The sequence below is a fragment of the Pseudomonas aphyarum genome (genome assembly GCF_028657055.1).
In the GTDB taxonomy this organism is placed as follows: Bacteria; Pseudomonadota; Gammaproteobacteria; order Pseudomonadales; family Pseudomonadaceae; genus Aquipseudomonas; species Aquipseudomonas aphyarum.
Map to the genome: position 1 here is coordinate 166814 of NZ_JAMDGS010000014.1, position 15066 is coordinate 181879.

Below are 15066 nucleotides of genomic sequence, written 5' to 3' on the forward strand. Positions count from 1 at the left end.
CATGAAGAAATTTATCCACAGCCTCGCGCCCTGGGCGTTGCCGGTGTTGTTGCTGGCGGTGTGGCAGTTGTCGGTGTCGGCGGGCTGGTTGTCGACACGGATTCTGCCGGCGCCGGTGGCGGTGATCGAAGCCGGCGTGAGCCTGGTGCGCAGCGGCGAAATCTGGACGCACCTGGCAATCAGCGGCTGGCGCGCCGCGCTGGGCTTCACCATTGGTGGCAGCATCGGCCTGGTGCTGGGTTTCATCACCGGCCTGTCGAAGTGGGGCGAACGCCTGCTCGACAGCTCGGTGCAGATGATCCGCAACGTGCCGCACCTGGCGCTGATTCCGCTGGTGATCCTGTGGTTCGGCATCGACGAGTCGGCGAAGATTTTCCTGGTGGCATTGGGCACGTTGTTCCCGATCTACCTCAACACCTATCACGGCATCCGCAACGTCGACTCGGCGTTGGTTGAGATGGCGCGCAGTTACGGCCTGTCCGGTTTCAGCCTGTTCTGGCAGGTGATTCTGCCGGGCGCGCTGCCCTCGATTCTGGTCGGCGTGCGTTTCGCCCTGGGCTTCATGTGGCTGACGCTGATCGTGGCGGAAACCATCTCCGCAAGCTCCGGCATTGGTTACCTGGCGATGAATGCCCGCGAGTTCCTGCAGACCGACGTGGTGGTGCTGGCGATTCTGCTCTACGCGGTGCTCGGCAAACTGGCCGACCTCGCGGCCCGTGGACTTGAGCGTGTGTGGCTGCGCTGGCATCCGGCGTATCAAGTGGCGAAAGGAGGTGCGGCATGACCGCTCAACAACCTCCACGCCTGCTGCGCGGGATTCCGCTGGCGGTGCGCAACCTGCAAAAGACCTTCGGCTCGCGGCAAGTGCTGCGCGGTATCGACCTGCACATTCCGGCGGGGCAGTTTGTCGCCGTGGTCGGGCGTAGCGGATGCGGCAAAAGTACTTTGCTGCGCCTGCTCGCCGGCCTCGATCAACCCACCGGCGGCGATTTGCTCGCCGGTGCTGCACCGCTCAGCGATGCGCGGGATGACACGCGGTTGATGTTCCAGGAAGCGCGACTGCTGCCGTGGAAAAAGATCATCGACAACGTTGGTCTCGGCCTCAAGGGCGACTGGCGTCCGCAAGCCTTGCAGGCGCTGGATGCAGTCGGCCTCGCCGATCGCGCCAATGAATGGCCGGCGGCGCTGTCCGGCGGACAGAAGCAGCGTGTGGCGCTGGCCCGGGCGCTGATTCATCAACCGCGTCTGTTGCTGCTCGACGAGCCGCTGGGCGCGCTGGATGCGCTGACCCGGATCGAGATGCAGCAACTGATCGAACGTCTCTGGCAACAGCATGGTTTCACCGTGTTGCTGGTGACCCACGACGTCAGCGAAGCGGTGGCGATTGCCGACCGGGTGATTCTGATCGAGGACGGCGAAGTCGGCCTCGACCTGCAGGTGGAGTTGCCGCGCCCTCGGGTGCGTGGCTCCCATCGCCTGGCCGCGCTGGAAACCGAAGTACTCAACCGTGTGTTGTCCCTGCCCGGCGAACCGCCGGCGCCGGAACCCGTTTCACCCTTGCCTACGCAACTGCGTTGGGCTCAATAACTCAAGCAAACGACAGGAATCAATGCCATGACTATCAAAGCCATCAACGTACGCAACCAGTTCAAAGGCGCGATCAAGGAGATCGTTCTCGGCGACGTGCTGTCGGAAATCGACGTGCAGACCGCTTCCGGCATCGTCACGTCGGTGATCACCACCCGTTCGGTCAAGGAGCTGGAACTGGAGGTCGGCAGCGAAGTGATCGCCTTCGTGAAGTCCACCGAGGTGTCCATCGCCAAGTTGTAAGGGCGTGGGACAAAAACAACCCCGAAGGGTGTGAGCCCTTCGGGGTTTTTTGTGCCTGTCGCAAGGGTTGCGTCAGAGGTTGCGTTTGGGCAGATACGGCGGCAGATACAACCCGATGTAGGCATCGAACACCCGCATGCCTTCTTCGGCCATGCGCGGGGTGATCTGCCCGTGCTGCTGCACCGAGCGGGCGTAGACGCGGTCGCCCAGTTCCATGGCCAGCGCGAACACATCCACATCGTCCGGCAGTCGCGGCAGTTCGAAGTGATGGTCGAACAGCTTGTGCATCAGGTCGCCCAGTTCGAGATCGTGCTGGCGGTCGGCCTGGGTCACTTCGGTAAGGCCGTGCTGCGCGAGGATCAACTGGCGGGCGGCGGCATCCTCGCCGTAGATCTCCAGCATCCGCTCCTCGACCAGCCGCGACAGGTCGCGCCAGTCGCGTAGGGCATCGTGATCGATCGGCGCTTGCAGGCAGGCGCGGAAGGCGGCGTGCACATCTGCGGTGAGCGCTTCGAGCAGCGCCGGGACGCTGGCGAAGAAGTGGTAGACCGAGGAGGGCGGAATCTGCGCGCGCTCGGCCACGCTGTAGATCGACAGGCTCGCCACGCCCTCGGCGGCCAGCAGCGTGCGCGCGGCGTCGAGTATCGAATCGATCCGCGCCTGACTGCGGGCACGGGGTTTGCGGACGGGGGCGGGACGCGTCATGAAAGTCTCCTGCGGGGCAGCGGGCATTGTACGCAGAGCTTGAATGTCTGCCACAGAGGCCAATAAAAAAACGCCGCTGGCTGAGAAGCCAACGGCGTTTTCCTTTGCTGCAGTCCGCTTAAACGGTGTGCAGGTACCAGTTGTACTCGAGGTCGGAGATGGAGTGTTCGAACTCCTCCAGCTCGCTTTCCTTACAGGCGACGAAGATATCGATGTATTTCGGATCGATGTACTTGGCCATCACCTCGCTGTCGTCCAGCTCGCGCAGGGCATCGCGCAAGTTGTTCGGCAGGCTCTGCTCGTTCTGCTCGTAGCTGTTGCCTTCGACCGGAGCGCCCGGCTCGATCTTGTTGACCAGACCGTGGTGCACGCCCGCCAGCACCGAAGCCATCAGCAGGTACGGGTTGGCGTCGGCGCCGGCCACGCGGTGTTCCAGACGGACCGCGTCGGCGGAGCCGGTCGGTACGCGCAGGGCCACGGTGCGGTTGTCCAGGCCCCAGCTCGGCGAGTTCGGCACGTAGAACTGTGCGCCGAAACGGCGGTAGGAGTTGACGTTCGGGCAGAGGAAAGCCATCTGCGCGGGCAGGGTCTCGAGCACACCGCCGATCGCGTGACGCAGCGCGGCGTTCTGCTCGGGATCCTCGCTGGCAAAAATGTTTTTGCCTTCTTTGTCGAGCACCGAAATGTGGACGTGCAAACCGTTGCCTGCCTGGCCCGGGTACGGCTTGGCCATGAAGGTGGTGTCCATTTCATGGTCGTAGGCGATGTTCTTGATCAGACGCTTGAGCAGGACCGCGTAATCGCACGCCTTGATCGGGTCGGCGACGTGGTGCAGGTTCACTTCGAACTGCGCCGGGGCACTTTCCTTGACGATGGCGTCGGCCGGGATGCCTTGCTCTTTGGCGCCTTCCAGTATGTCCTGGAGGCAGTCGACGTATTCGTCGAGGTCGTCGATCAGGTAGACCTGGGTCGAATGCGGGCGTTTGCCGGAGATCGGCGAGCGTGGCGGCTGAGGGCGGCCGTTCACGTTTTCCTGGTCGATCAGGTAGAACTCGAGTTCGAATGCGGCGCAGATGGTCAAGCCCAGCTCGTCAAACTTTGCAACAACTTGACGGAGCACTTCGCGCGGGTCGGCGAAGAAAGGGTCACCTTCGAGTTCGTGCATGGTCATCAACAGTTGCGCGGTCGGGCGCTTCTGCCATGGCTCGTTGCACAGGGTATCGGGGATTGGATAGCAGATACGGTCGGCGTCGCCGATGTCCAGGCCCAGGCCGGTGCTTTCCACCGTCGAACCGTTGATATCCAGAGCAAATAGAGAGGCCGGCAGGTTGATGCCTTTCTCGTAAACCTTGTGGAGGCTGGTGCGTTCGATGCGCTTGCCGCGCACCACACCATTCATATCCGCAATCAGAAGGTCAACGTACAGAACCTCAGGATGTTCCTTAAGGAACGCGTTCGCTTCGTTAAGCTGAACGGCACGCGGGGGTACCGACATGATGCAACACCTTTGTTGTTAAAAATATCAATCATTGATCTTTTCTGGTTTCAGTCAACCCGAACGGCCTGCCGAAGTCAAGCGAGGCCTTTTCTGCCCTGAAAAAGCGCCACGAGGGCATTTATGGGGCACTTTGGGGCATTTTTTTATCCGTGAAGGACGCGCCACCCGCAGGCTTGAGCAGGCCGTGTTGTATTTTTTACGGGGGTGTTGTGTAAAAAAATGAACAAGGCTAAGCTCGGATCAAACCCATAACAGCAATAATACCGGGGTGCTTCATGTCTCGCCTGCCGTTAATCGGCGTCACCGACTGCTCTTTGCAGTCCGGTCTGCATGCTTATCACATCAGTGGCGACACGTCCGTCCGCAGCGCGGCCAGCAAGGCCTGCAACGTGCCAGCGATCTCCCTGCCCATGGCAGATCGAGCGGCAGCGTCCGATATTCTGGACGTGTGCGAGGGCATCCTCTTTAGCGGTTCTCCTTTCAATATAGATCTCTTTCCCGCTCCCGGCCTGCACCGCGTTCGTCGCCGTGCCCGTGATTCTGCACGCCCGGGATGTGCACAGGAAATGCAACGCCAGCGTAAAGGGCAGGTAAGCTCCTCCTTCATTGTCTATGCGCGGTGCCGGGCGTAAGCCGGCACTGCGCGCAAGCAAGGCCCTTTAACGCGACGCCCCGTGCGTCAAACTTGCCTGACATGCGTCAGGAGACTCAGCCCAGAGGCATTTATGAGTAACAACCTCGACCAGCTCACCGATTGGTTGAAAGACCACAAGATCACAGAAGTCGAATGCATGATCGGCGACCTGACCGGTATCACCCGGGGCAAGATCTCGCCGACCAACAAGTTCATCGCCGAAAAAGGCATGCGCCTGCCAGAGAGCGTTCTGTTGCAGACCGTGACCGGCGACTACGTCGAAGACGACATCTATTACGAACTGCTCGACCCGGCCGACATCGACATGATCTGCCGTCCCGACCAGAACGCCGTGTACCTGGTGCCATGGGCCATCGAGCCGACCGCCCAGGTGATCCACGACACCTATGACAAGCAAGGCAACCCGATCGAGCTGTCGCCGCGCAACGTCCTCAAGAAAGTCCTGAAACTCTACGCCGACAAGGGCTGGCAGCCAATCGTGGCGCCGGAAATGGAGTTCTACCTGACCAAGCGCAGCGACGACCCCGACTATCCGCTGCAGCCGCCGGTCGGCCGTTCCGGGCGTCCGGAAATCGGTCGTCAGTCGTTCTCCATCGAAGCGGCGAACGAATTCGATCCGCTGTTCGAAGACGTCTACGACTGGTGCGAATTGCAGGAGCTGGACCTCGATACGCTGATCCACGAGGACGGCACGGCGCAGATGGAAATCAACTTCCGTCACGGCGATGCCCTCTCCCTGGCCGACCAGATCCTGGTGTTCAAGCGCACCATGCGTGAGGCCGCGCTCAAGCACAACGTGGCCGCGACTTTCATGGCCAAGCCGATGACCGGTGAGCCGGGCAGTGCGATGCACTTGCACCAGAGCATCATCGACATCGAGACCGGCAAGAACGTGTTCTCCAACGAAGACGGGACCATGAGCCAGTTGTTCCTGCACCACATCGGTGGCCTGCAGAAACTGATCCCGGAATTGCTGCCGCTGTTCGCACCGAACGTCAACTCGTTCCGCCGCTTCCTGCCAGACACCTCGGCGCCGGTGAACGTGGAATGGGGCGAAGAAAACCGCACCGTGGGCCTGCGCGTCCCGGATGCCGGCCCGCAGAACCGTCGGGTGGAAAACCGCCTGCCGGGCGCCGACGCCAACCCGTACCTGGCGATTGCCGCGAGCCTGCTCTGCGGCTACATCGGCATGGTCGAAGGCATCAACCCGAGCGCGCCGGTCGTGGGCCGTGGTTACGAGCGCCGCAACCTGCGCCTGCCGCTGACCATCGAGGACGCCCTGGAGCGCATGGAAAACAGCGCGACCATCGAGAAATACCTGGGCAAGACCTTCATCACCGGCTACGTCGCGGTCAAGCGGGCCGAGCATGAAAACTTCAAGCGCGTGATCAGTTCCTGGGAGCGTGAGTACCTGCTCTTCGCCGTCTGATACGCCGGGCGCGGTGGCCAGCCACCGCGCCTTCACCGATAACAAGGAGAATTGGCATGACCAGCAACAACCCGCAAACCCGTGAGTGGCAAGCCCTCAGCAGCGATCACCACCTGGCCCCGTTCAGTGACTTCAAGCAGCTGAAAGAAAAGGGTCCACGGATCATCACCAACGCCAAGGGCGTGTACCTGTGGGACAGCGAGGGCAACAAGATCCTCGATGGCATGGCGGGTCTGTGGTGTGTGGCGATCGGTTATGGACGCGATGAGCTGGCCGATGCGGCCGCCAAGCAAATGCGCGAACTGCCTTACTACAACCTGTTCTTCCAGACCGCGCACCCGCCGGCGCTGGAACTGGCCAAGGCCATCGCCGACGTAGCGCCGGAAGGCATGAACCATGTGTTCTTCACCGGTTCCGGCTCTGAAGGCAACGACACCATGCTGCGTATGGTTCGCCACTACTGGGCGATCAAGGGCCAGCCGAACAAGAAAGTCATCATCAGCCGCAAGAACGGCTACCACGGTTCCACCGTGGCCGGCGCAAGCCTGGGCGGCATGACCTACATGCACGAACAGGGCGACCTGCCGATTCCGGGCATCGTCCACATCGCCCAGCCGTACTGGTTCGCCGAAGGCGGCGACATGACCCCGGAAGAGTTCGGGATCTGGGCCGCCAATCAGCTGGAAGAAAAGATTCTGGAAGTCGGCGTGGACAACGTCGGTGCCTTTATTGCCGAGCCGATCCAGGGCGCCGGCGGCGTGATCATTCCGCCAGACACCTACTGGCCGCGCATCAAGGAAATCCTCGCCAAGTACGACATCCTGTTCGTGGCCGATGAAGTGATCTGCGGTTTCGGCCGTACCGGCCAATGGTTCGGCAGCGATTTCTACGACCTCAAGCCACACATGATGACCATCGCCAAAGGCCTGACGTCCGGCTACATCCCGATGGGTGGCCTGATCGTGCGTGACGAAGTGGTGGCGGTGCTCAACGAGGGCGGCGATTTCAACCACGGCTTCACCTACTCCGGTCACCCGGTGGCGGCGGCGGTGGGTCTGGAAAACATCCGGATTCTGCGCGAAGAGAAAATCATCGATCGCGCCCATGAAGAAACGGCACCGTATTTGCAGAAACGTCTGCGCGAACTGAACGATCACCCATTGGTGGGTGAAGTGCGCGGGGTCGGTCTGCTGGGGGCCATCGAGCTGGTGCAGGACAAGGCCACTCGCAAGCGTTACGAAGGCAAGGGTGTGGGCATGATCTGCCGCCAGTTTTGCTTCGACAACGGGCTGATCATGCGTGCCGTGGGCGACACCATGATCATCGCGCCGCCGCTGGTGATCAGCAAGGCGGAGATCGATGAACTGGTTACAAAGGCACGCAAGTGCCTGGACCTGACCCTGAGTGCGTTGCAGGGCTAAGTGCTAGGCTCTGAGCGATGGAGCTGTTGCGCTGTCGCTCGGAGCTGTCAGAAAGGCTGGTCTTTTCTTGAAAGACCGCCTCGGATCTTGCCAGACTAGCCGCGGTTCCAGTTGTCCGGGTTCGGCCGCTGAACAAAGTGGTTCAAAAAAGAAAAATTTGGAGCATTAACGCATGAAGGCATTAGGCAAAAAGCTCGCTGGCAAGACTCTGCTCGCCATGTCCCTGATGGGCGTGATGGCGGGTGCGGTTCAGGCGGACGACAAGGTGTTGCACGTTTACAACTGGTCCGACTACATCGCGCCGGACACGGTTGCCAATTTCGAAAAAGAGACGGGCATCAAGGTCGTCTATGACGTTTTCGACAGCAACGAAACCCTGGAAGCGAAGCTGCTGGCCGGCAAATCCGGTTACGACATCGTGGTGCCTTCCAACAACTTCCTGGCCAAGCAGATCAAGGCCGGCGTTTATCAGGAACTGGACAAGTCCAAGCTGACAAACTGGAAGAACCTCGACGAAGACCTGCTCAAGGCCGTTGGCGACGCCAGCGATGCGGGCAACAAGCACGCGTTCCCGTACATGTGGGGTTCGATCGGCATCGGCTACAACCCGGAGAAGGTCAAGGCTGCGCTGGGCGTCGACAAGATCGACTCCTGGGACATCGTGTTCAAGCCTGAAAACATCGAGAAGCTGAAAAGCTGCGGCGTGAGCTTCCTCGACGCTCCGACCGAAATGATTCCGGCGGCTTTGCACTACCTGGGCAAACCGACCAACAGCAAAGACAAGGCTGACCTGAAAGCCGCCGAGGATCTGTTCCTCAAAGTGCGTCCTTCGGTTGCCTACTTCCACTCCTCGAAGTACATCTCGGACCTGGCCAACGGCAACATCTGCGTGGCGGTCGGTTACTCGGGTGACCTGGAACAATCCAAGACCCGCGCCAAGGAAGCCGGTGACAAGGTCAAACTGGCCTACACCATTCCGAAAGAAGGCGCCGGTACTTTCTACGACATGGTCGCCATTCCAAAGGATGCCGAAAACGTCGAAGCCGCCTACAAGTTCATGAACTACCTGCTCGAGCCGAAAGTGATGGCCGAAATCACCAACGCCGTGCGTTTCCCGAACGGCAACAAGGCGGCCACGCCGCTGGTGGACAAGGAAATCACCAGCGATCCGAGCATCTACCCTTCGGCTGAAGTGAAGAAGCAGCTCTATGCGATCAGCGATCTGGACGCAGCCACCCTGCGCCTGATCACTCGCAGCTGGACCAAGATCAAATCCGGTAAATAAGCCGGTTTGAAGCAGTCACCGCTGGCCGTCGCCTCCACCCGGGCGGTCAGCGGTGCAATTAAATGACAGAAAGTTTTGCTGGAACGGTTTTTCGAAGGTAAGTTGCGCGCCGGTTTTGTTGCCGGGCAACCGTGACTGTCATGCAGCACGGGGCAACTTGGGCCCAACTAAATTAGAGGACCTCCACTTGCCTATTTTTTCTTCTTTGCGCAATGCCCTGCTGGCCGCTGCCGGCCTGACGTTCGCTGTCGGTGCCCAAGCCGCCGGTACTGTGCATATTTATAACTGGTCGGATTACATCGGCGAGACCACCCTGGCCGATTTCCAGAAAGACACCGGGATCAAACCGGTCTACGACGTGTTCGACTCCAACGAAACCCTGGAAGGCAAACTGCTTGCCGGGCGTACCGGTTACGACGTGGTCGTGCCGTCGAACCACTTCCTCGGCAAGCAGATCAAGGCGGGCGCGTTCCAGAAGCTCGACAAGGCGCAGCTGCCGAACTATTCCAATCTCGATCCGGTGCTGCTCAAGCGCCTGGAACAGAACGATCCGGGCAACCTGTACGCCGTGCCCTATCTGTGGGGCACCAACGGCATCGGCTACAACGTCGATAAAGTGAAGGCCGTGCTCGGCGTCGACAAGATCGACTCCTGGAGCGTGCTGTTCGAGCCTGAGAACATCAAGAAGCTGCACAGCTGCGGCGTAGCGTTCCTCGATTCGGCCGATGAAATGATGCCGACCGTGCTCAACTACATGGGCCTGAACGCCAACAGCACCGATCCCAAGGATTACGAGAAGGCCACGGCCAAACTGCTGGCGGTGCGTCCTTACGTGACCTACTTCCACTCCTCGAAATACATCGGTGACCTGGCCAACGGCGACATCTGCGTGGCCATCGGTTTCTCCGGCGACATCTTCCAGGCGAAGAACCGTGCCGAAGAAGCCAAGAAAGGCGTGAACATCGCCTACTCGATCCCGAAAGAGGGCGGCGCGCTGTGGTTCGACATGCTGGCGATTCCGAAGGATTCGGCCAACGTCAAAGAGGCCCACGCCTTCATCAACTATTTGCTTAAACCTGAGGTGATCGCCCAGGTCAGTGATTACGTCGGTTACGCCAACCCCAACCCGGGTTCGGACAAGCTGATGGAGCAGTCCATCCGCACCGACGAGTCGGTTTATCCACCGCAGGCCGTGCTCGACAAGACCTACGTGTCGATCGAGTTGCCGCCGAATATTCAGCGTTTGATGACCCGCAGCTGGACCAAGGTCAAGTCGGGTAAATAGCTTCAACGTACAAACTATCCTGGGTTCGTCTTGCGTGGGCGAACTGCACTCTTTTTTTCTGGGAGTTTTGTAAATGGCAGTTGCCTCCGGCGCCTATAAGAAAGCCCTCGAGGGCGACCAGACACCGAAACAGGTGCTGGTCAAAATCGACCGGGTCACGAAGAAGTTCGACGAGACGGTTGCCGTGGACGATGTGTCCCTGGAAATCAAGAAGGGTGAGATCTTCGCCCTGCTCGGCGGTTCGGGATCGGGCAAATCCACTCTGCTGCGGATGCTGGCAGGGTTCGAACGGCCCACGGAGGGGCGCATTTTCCTCGACGGCGTCGACATCACCGACATGCCGCCGTACGAGCGACCGATCAACATGATGTTCCAGTCCTACGCCCTGTTCCCGCACATGACCGTGGCGCAGAACATCGCGTTCGGCCTGCAACAGGACAAGATTCCCAAGGCCGAGATCGACGCCCGCGTGGCCGAGATGCTCAAGCTGGTGCAGATGAGCCAGTACGCCAAGCGCAAGCCGCATCAACTGTCCGGCGGCCAGCGTCAGCGTGTGGCACTGGCGCGTTCGCTGGCCAAGCGGCCGAAACTGCTGCTGCTCGACGAGCCGATGGGCGCACTGGACAAGAAACTGCGTTCGCAGATGCAGCTGGAACTGGTGGAAATCATCGAGCGCGTGGGTGTGACCTGCGTGATGGTGACCCACGACCAGGAAGAGGCCATGACCATGGCCGAGCGCATCGCGATCATGCACCTGGGCTGGATCGCCCAGATCGGCAGCCCGATCGACATCTACGAAACCCCGACCAGCCGTCTGGTCTGCGAATTCATCGGTAACGTGAACATCTTCGAAGGCGAAGTGATCGACGACGCCGAAGGCCACGCGACCATCACCTGCAAGGACCTCGACCGGCAGATCTACGTCGGCCACGGCATCAGCACCTCGGTGCAGGACAAGTCCGTGACCTACGCGATCCGTCCGGAAAAACTGCTGGTCACCGCCGACCAGCCGACCTGCGAATACAACTGGTCGAGCGGCAAGGTGCATGACATCGCCTACCTCGGCGGTCACTCGGTGTTCTACGTCGAATTGCCGAGCGGCAAGCTGGTGCAGTCGTTCGTGGCCAACGCCGAGCGCCGTGGCGCACGTCCGACCTGGGGCGATCAGGTCTACGTGTGGTGGGAAGACGACAGCGGCGTGGTACTTCGCTCATGAACATGCGCAAATTCAAACGCCGGCTCAATCGAATAATTCCCGGTGGCCGTCAGCTGGTCATCGGGGTTCCGTTCATCTGGCTGTTCCTGTTCTTCATGCTGCCGTTCTTCATCGTCCTGAAGATCAGCTTCGCCGAAGCGGACGTGGCCATCCCGCCGTACACCGAGATCTACACCTACGCCGAGCAGAAGCTGCAACTGCTGCTGAACCTGGGCAACTACGCGATGCTCGGCGACGACGAGTTGTACATCGCCGCCTACCTCGGCTCGCTGAAGATGGCGTTTTTCAGCACGCTGCTGTGCCTGTTGATCGGTTACCCGATGGCCTACGCCATCGCCAGCGCCCGCAAAGAGATGCAGACGGTGCTGGTGCTGCTGATCATGATGCCGACCTGGACCGCGATCCTGATCCGCGTCTATGCGTGGATGGGCATCCTCAGCAACAACGGCCTGCTCAACGGTTTCCTGATGAGCATGGGCCTGATCGACGAGCCGCTGCAGATCCTCAACACCAACCTCGCGGTGTACATCGGCGTCGTCTATTCGTACCTGCCGTTCATGATCCTGCCGCTGTACGCCAACCTGGTGAAACACGACACCAGCCTGCTGGAGGCCGCTTCCGACCTGGGTTCGAGCACCTTCAACAGCTTCTGGAAAATCACTGTACCGCTGTCCAAGAACGGCATCATCGCCGGCTGCATGCTGGTGTTCATCCCGGTGGTGGGCGAGTTCGTGATCCCGGAACTGCTTGGCGGTCCGGAAACCCTGATGATCGGTAAAGTGCTCTGGCAAGAGTTCTTCAACAACCGTGACTGGCCGGTGGCGTCCGCCCTGGCGGTGGTGATGCTGGCGATCCTGATCGTGCCGATCATCCTGTTCAACCGCAGTCAGGCCAAGGAAATGGAGGGTAAAGAATGAAGCGCTTCCGTTTCTCCAGCCTGATGCTGGTGCTCGGCCTGTTGTTCATCTACCTGCCGATGTTGATCCTGGTGATCTACTCGTTCAACGCCTCCAAACTGGTAACGGTGTGGGGGGGCTGGTCGGTGAAGTGGTACGTCGGCCTGCTCGACAACTCGCAACTGATGGGTTCGGTGGTGCGCTCGCTGGAAATCGCCTGCTACACCGCGATTGCCGCCGTGGCGCTGGGTACGCTGGCAGCCTTCGTGCTGACCCGCATCACCCGCTTCAAGGGCCGCACGCTGTTTGGTGGCCTGGTCACCGCGCCGCTGGTCATGCCTGAGGTGATTACCGGTCTGTCGCTGTTGCTGCTGTTCGTGGCCATGGCGCAGATGATCGGCTGGCCGCAGGAGCGGGGCATCGTCACCATCTGGATCGCACACACCACGTTCTGTGCGGCGTATGTGGCGGTGGTGGTGTCGGCGCGTCTGCGCGAGCTGGACCTGTCGATCGAAGAAGCGGCGATGGACCTCGGTGCGCGGCCGTGGAAGGTGTTCTTCCTGATCACCATCCCGATGATCGCGCCGTCGCTGGCAGCGGGCGGCATGATGTCGTTCGCGCTGTCGCTGGACGACCTGGTATTGGCGAGCTTCGTCTCCGGCCCGGGTTCGACGACCCTGCCGATGGAAGTGTTCTCGGCGGTGCGTCTGGGCGTGAAGCCGGAGATCAACGCCGTGGCCAGCCTGATTCTGCTGGCGGTGTCGCTGGTGACTTTCCTGGTCTGGTTCTTCAGTCGCCGTGCCGAAGAAGCTCGCCGCAAGGCGATCCAGCAAGCCATTGAAGAGAGCGCTGCCGATTCGTGGAAGCAACCGGACGTGCGCCGTGCGCCGACGCCGGAAGCGGCTTAAGTCTGCGGACACAAAAAACCTCGCGACCGGAAACGGCCGCGAGGTTTTTTTATGCCGGTCAGGAAACCCAGGGCGACTGGCGAATCACTTCGACGAAGTTCATCGGCTTGAACCCCGGGGCCTGATCCTTCAGCACATCGGTCTTCACATTGCCGAACGTGGTTTGCGGACGATGACGCAAGCCCTCGGCGAACGCGCAGATGATGCACTCCTTGCAGCCCTCGCCCCGTGGATGCGCATGCACCACCGCCTCACGCTGCACCGTGGTAAACGCCGCGTAGTCCATGCCCAGCACGTCCATCTCGACGCCTGCGGTCACCAGCGCCACGGTCGGACGCAGATGCTTCGGTACCCCCGGCGTGGTGTGCAGAGCGATCGACAGCCAGACCTGCTCGATGTCGTCGTCGCTCAAGCCGTACGGCTTGAGAAACGCGGCTGCTGCGTTGGCACCATCGACTTCGAAGCGCTCGTCATCGCTGCGGTGACCTTCGACCAGGCCCAGGTCGTGGAACATCGCGCCGACGTACAGCAGCTCCGGATCGTAAGCCAGTTGCTGGCGTTCGCCACTCAAGGCGCCGAACAGAAACACCCGGCGCGAGTGGTGGTAGAGCAGGTCGGATTCGATGTCGCGGATGTACTCGGTGGTGGCCCGGGAGAGGGCGCTGCCGGGGATCTGGATACCGGCGATGGTCGTGGTCATGTTGAGCTTCCTCGTCGAAAACGCCGTCACGGCGCTGATGGGGAAAGTCTGTTCCCGGGGGCAAAACCGGACAATCGATCCATGGCTGCGATCCTTGCCATTCCACCTGCAAATCGTGCCAGCTCGCTTCTGCGGCGAGGATTAGCTAGGGTTGGCGCTGATCCGCCATTCCTCGGGAGCCGAGATTGCCATGAACAGAACCGTCGCCATCGTGGTGTTCCCCGGCGTGCAGGCGCTGGACGTCAGCGGGCCGATGGACGTGTTCGCCGAGGCCAACCGCTTCCTGGCGCCGGAGGATCATTACCGGCTCGACGTGATCGGCGTCGAGCGCGGGCCAATGGCGTGCTCCAACGGGCTGACCCTGAGTGCTCACCAGCATTTCAGCGAAGCGCAGGAGGCTTATGACTTGCTGCTGGTGGCGGGTGGGCCGCAGTTGCCGTTTCTGGATTTCGGCGAGGCGTTCGATGGGTGGTTGCGTGAGGCCTGCGGGCGGGCGCGTCGTTTTGGCTCGATCTGCAACGGTGCGTTCATGCTCGCCCGTGCAGGATTGCTGGACGGGCGTACGGTCACCACCCACTGGAACGACGCCGAAGCGCTGGCGCAGTTGTGCCCGTCGAGCCGGGTCGAGGCCGATCGGTTGTACGTCGAGGATGGTCAGCTCTACACCTCGGCGGGGGTGACGGCGGGGATCGATCTGTCGCTGTACCTGCTGGCGCGTGACTACGGGGCCGAGGTGGCGCTGAGCGTGGCCAAGCGACTGGTGGTGTTCACCCAGCGCTCGGGCGGGCAGTCGCAGTTCAGCCCGTTCCTTACGCCCCATGCCGAGCCGACGTCGGCGGTGGCGATGGTGCAGTTGTATGTGCTGGCCAATCTTACGGGCGACCTGACCATCGCCGACCTTGCGAATGCAGCCAACATGAGCGCGCGGAATTTCTCTCGGGTGTTTGCGCGGGAGGCAAAAGTCACCCCGGCGGAGTTCGTCGAGCGGGCGCGGGTGGATGCGGCGCGGGTGATGCTCGAAAGCACCACGGCGCCGCTGAAGACGGTGGCGTATCAGTGCGGGTTTCGTGATGCGCAACATATGCGTAGCGTGTTCAACCGGCGGCTGGGTGTGACGCCGCAGCAGTTTCGGGTGAATTTTGCGGCGATGGTTTGAGCCGGGGTTGACCTGAGACCGCTGCCCCCTCACCCCAGCCCTCTCCCGGGGGGAGAGGGGGCCGACCGAGGTGTCTTGCGCC

General features: G+C 61.1%; 15 protein-coding genes. 12 read left to right on the plus strand and 3 right to left on the minus strand.

Annotated features, from left to right (window positions below; genetic code table 11):
* Position 1 precedes the first annotated feature (1 nt).
* The 3 genes from ssuC to M5G18_RS21575 are packed head-to-tail and all read left to right on the plus strand — an operon-like array spanning position 2 to position 1830.
* Complete coding sequence (gene ssuC / locus M5G18_RS21565) at positions 2-784, plus strand: aliphatic sulfonate ABC transporter permease SsuC (RefSeq protein WP_273896120.1); 783 nt, start codon at positions 2-4, stop codon at positions 782-784.
* Positions 781-1587: an aliphatic sulfonates ABC transporter ATP-binding protein gene (gene ssuB / locus M5G18_RS21570; protein ID WP_262158913.1), complete on the plus strand. Its 807-nt coding sequence runs from the start codon at positions 781-783 to the stop codon at positions 1585-1587. Before ssuC ends, ssuB begins: the two co-directional genes overlap by 4 nt.
* Positions 1588-1614: 27 nt before the next feature.
* On the plus strand, positions 1615-1830 hold the full coding sequence (locus tag M5G18_RS21575; protein WP_007953520.1) for a TOBE domain-containing protein: 216 nt from the start codon (positions 1615-1617) through the stop codon (positions 1828-1830).
* A gap of 72 nt (positions 1831-1902) precedes the next feature.
* Here the strand turns inward: M5G18_RS21575 and M5G18_RS21580 are convergent, their stop codons facing one another.
* Positions 1903-2535 (minus strand): TetR/AcrR family transcriptional regulator, encoded by a 633-nt coding sequence (locus tag M5G18_RS21580; protein ID WP_230734106.1) that lies wholly within the window; start codon positions 2533-2535, stop codon positions 1903-1905.
* 118 nt (positions 2536-2653) lie between these two features.
* Complete coding sequence (locus tag M5G18_RS21585; protein WP_007953516.1) at positions 2654-4030, minus strand: glutamine synthetase family protein; 1377 nt, start codon at positions 4028-4030, stop codon at positions 2654-2656.
* 278 nt (positions 4031-4308) lie between these two features.
* Between M5G18_RS21585 and M5G18_RS21590 the strand changes: the two genes are divergently transcribed.
* From M5G18_RS21590 to M5G18_RS21625, 8 genes are all read left to right on the plus strand, one after another.
* Positions 4309-4665: a gamma-glutamyl-gamma-aminobutyrate hydrolase family protein gene (locus tag M5G18_RS21590; protein WP_127800512.1), complete on the plus strand. Its 357-nt coding sequence runs from the start codon at positions 4309-4311 to the stop codon at positions 4663-4665.
* A 93-nt stretch (positions 4666-4758) separates the two neighbouring features.
* Positions 4759-6117: a glutamine synthetase family protein gene (locus tag M5G18_RS21595; RefSeq protein WP_007953514.1), complete on the plus strand. Its 1359-nt coding sequence runs from the start codon at positions 4759-4761 to the stop codon at positions 6115-6117.
* 56 nt (positions 6118-6173) lie between these two features.
* On the plus strand, positions 6174-7538 hold the full coding sequence (locus M5G18_RS21600; protein WP_273896124.1) for an aspartate aminotransferase family protein: 1365 nt from the start codon (positions 6174-6176) through the stop codon (positions 7536-7538).
* A gap of 172 nt (positions 7539-7710) precedes the next feature.
* The gene (locus M5G18_RS21605; RefSeq protein WP_262158915.1) at positions 7711-8823 is read left to right on the plus strand and encodes a polyamine ABC transporter substrate-binding protein; all 1113 of its coding nucleotides are present in this window, start codon (positions 7711-7713) and stop codon (positions 8821-8823) included.
* A 187-nt stretch (positions 8824-9010) separates the two neighbouring features.
* Positions 9011-10108 (plus strand): polyamine ABC transporter substrate-binding protein, encoded by a 1098-nt coding sequence (locus M5G18_RS21610; RefSeq protein WP_007953509.1) that lies wholly within the window; start codon positions 9011-9013, stop codon positions 10106-10108.
* 73 nt (positions 10109-10181) lie between these two features.
* On the plus strand, positions 10182-11324 hold the full coding sequence (locus tag M5G18_RS21615) for an ABC transporter ATP-binding protein (protein WP_007953506.1): 1143 nt from the start codon (positions 10182-10184) through the stop codon (positions 11322-11324).
* A gap of 35 nt (positions 11325-11359) precedes the next feature.
* On the plus strand, positions 11360-12241 hold the full coding sequence (locus M5G18_RS21620; protein ID WP_238553816.1) for an ABC transporter permease subunit: 882 nt from the start codon (positions 11360-11362) through the stop codon (positions 12239-12241).
* Positions 12238-13128: an ABC transporter permease subunit gene (locus M5G18_RS21625; RefSeq protein ID WP_230734097.1), complete on the plus strand. Its 891-nt coding sequence runs from the start codon at positions 12238-12240 to the stop codon at positions 13126-13128. The genes M5G18_RS21620 and M5G18_RS21625 overlap by 4 nt, the downstream gene beginning before the upstream one ends.
* Before the next feature lie 58 nt (positions 13129-13186).
* On the opposite strand, the gene M5G18_RS21630 is transcribed toward M5G18_RS21625, so the two are convergent.
* Positions 13187-13828 carry an HD domain-containing protein gene (locus M5G18_RS21630; RefSeq protein ID WP_273896128.1) on the minus strand — a complete coding sequence of 214 codons (642 nt, stop codon included), beginning with the start codon at positions 13826-13828 and terminating at the stop codon, positions 13187-13189.
* Positions 13829-14018: 190 nt separating this feature from the next.
* Between M5G18_RS21630 and M5G18_RS21635 the strand changes: the two genes are divergently transcribed.
* Positions 14019-14984 (plus strand): GlxA family transcriptional regulator, encoded by a 966-nt coding sequence (locus M5G18_RS21635; protein WP_273896129.1) that lies wholly within the window; start codon positions 14019-14021, stop codon positions 14982-14984.
* Positions 14985-15066: the final 82 nt, after the last annotated feature.

Coding starts and splice junctions, on each gene's coding strand:
- ssuC (WP_273896120.1), top strand. CDS start 2: ATGAAGAAATTTATCCACAGCCTCGCGCCCTGGGCGTTGCCGGTGTTG.
- ssuB (WP_262158913.1), top strand. CDS start 781: ATGACCGCTCAACAACCTCCACGCCTGCTGCGCGGGATTCCGCTGGCG.
- M5G18_RS21575 (WP_007953520.1), top strand. CDS start 1,615: ATGACTATCAAAGCCATCAACGTACGCAACCAGTTCAAAGGCGCGATC.
- M5G18_RS21580 (WP_230734106.1), bottom strand. CDS start 2,535: ATGACGCGTCCCGCCCCCGTCCGCAAACCCCGTGCCCGCAGTCAGGCG.
- M5G18_RS21585 (WP_007953516.1), bottom strand. CDS start 4,030: ATGTCGGTACCCCCGCGTGCCGTTCAGCTTAACGAAGCGAACGCGTTC.
- M5G18_RS21590 (WP_127800512.1), top strand. CDS start 4,309: ATGTCTCGCCTGCCGTTAATCGGCGTCACCGACTGCTCTTTGCAGTCC.
- M5G18_RS21595 (WP_007953514.1), top strand. CDS start 4,759: ATGAGTAACAACCTCGACCAGCTCACCGATTGGTTGAAAGACCACAAG.
- M5G18_RS21600 (WP_273896124.1), top strand. CDS start 6,174: ATGACCAGCAACAACCCGCAAACCCGTGAGTGGCAAGCCCTCAGCAGC.
- M5G18_RS21605 (WP_262158915.1), top strand. CDS start 7,711: ATGAAGGCATTAGGCAAAAAGCTCGCTGGCAAGACTCTGCTCGCCATG.
- M5G18_RS21615 (WP_007953506.1), top strand. CDS start 10,182: ATGGCAGTTGCCTCCGGCGCCTATAAGAAAGCCCTCGAGGGCGACCAG.
- M5G18_RS21625 (WP_230734097.1), top strand. CDS start 12,238: ATGAAGCGCTTCCGTTTCTCCAGCCTGATGCTGGTGCTCGGCCTGTTG.
- M5G18_RS21630 (WP_273896128.1), bottom strand. CDS start 13,828: ATGACCACGACCATCGCCGGTATCCAGATCCCCGGCAGCGCCCTCTCC.
- M5G18_RS21635 (WP_273896129.1), top strand. CDS start 14,019: ATGAACAGAACCGTCGCCATCGTGGTGTTCCCCGGCGTGCAGGCGCTG.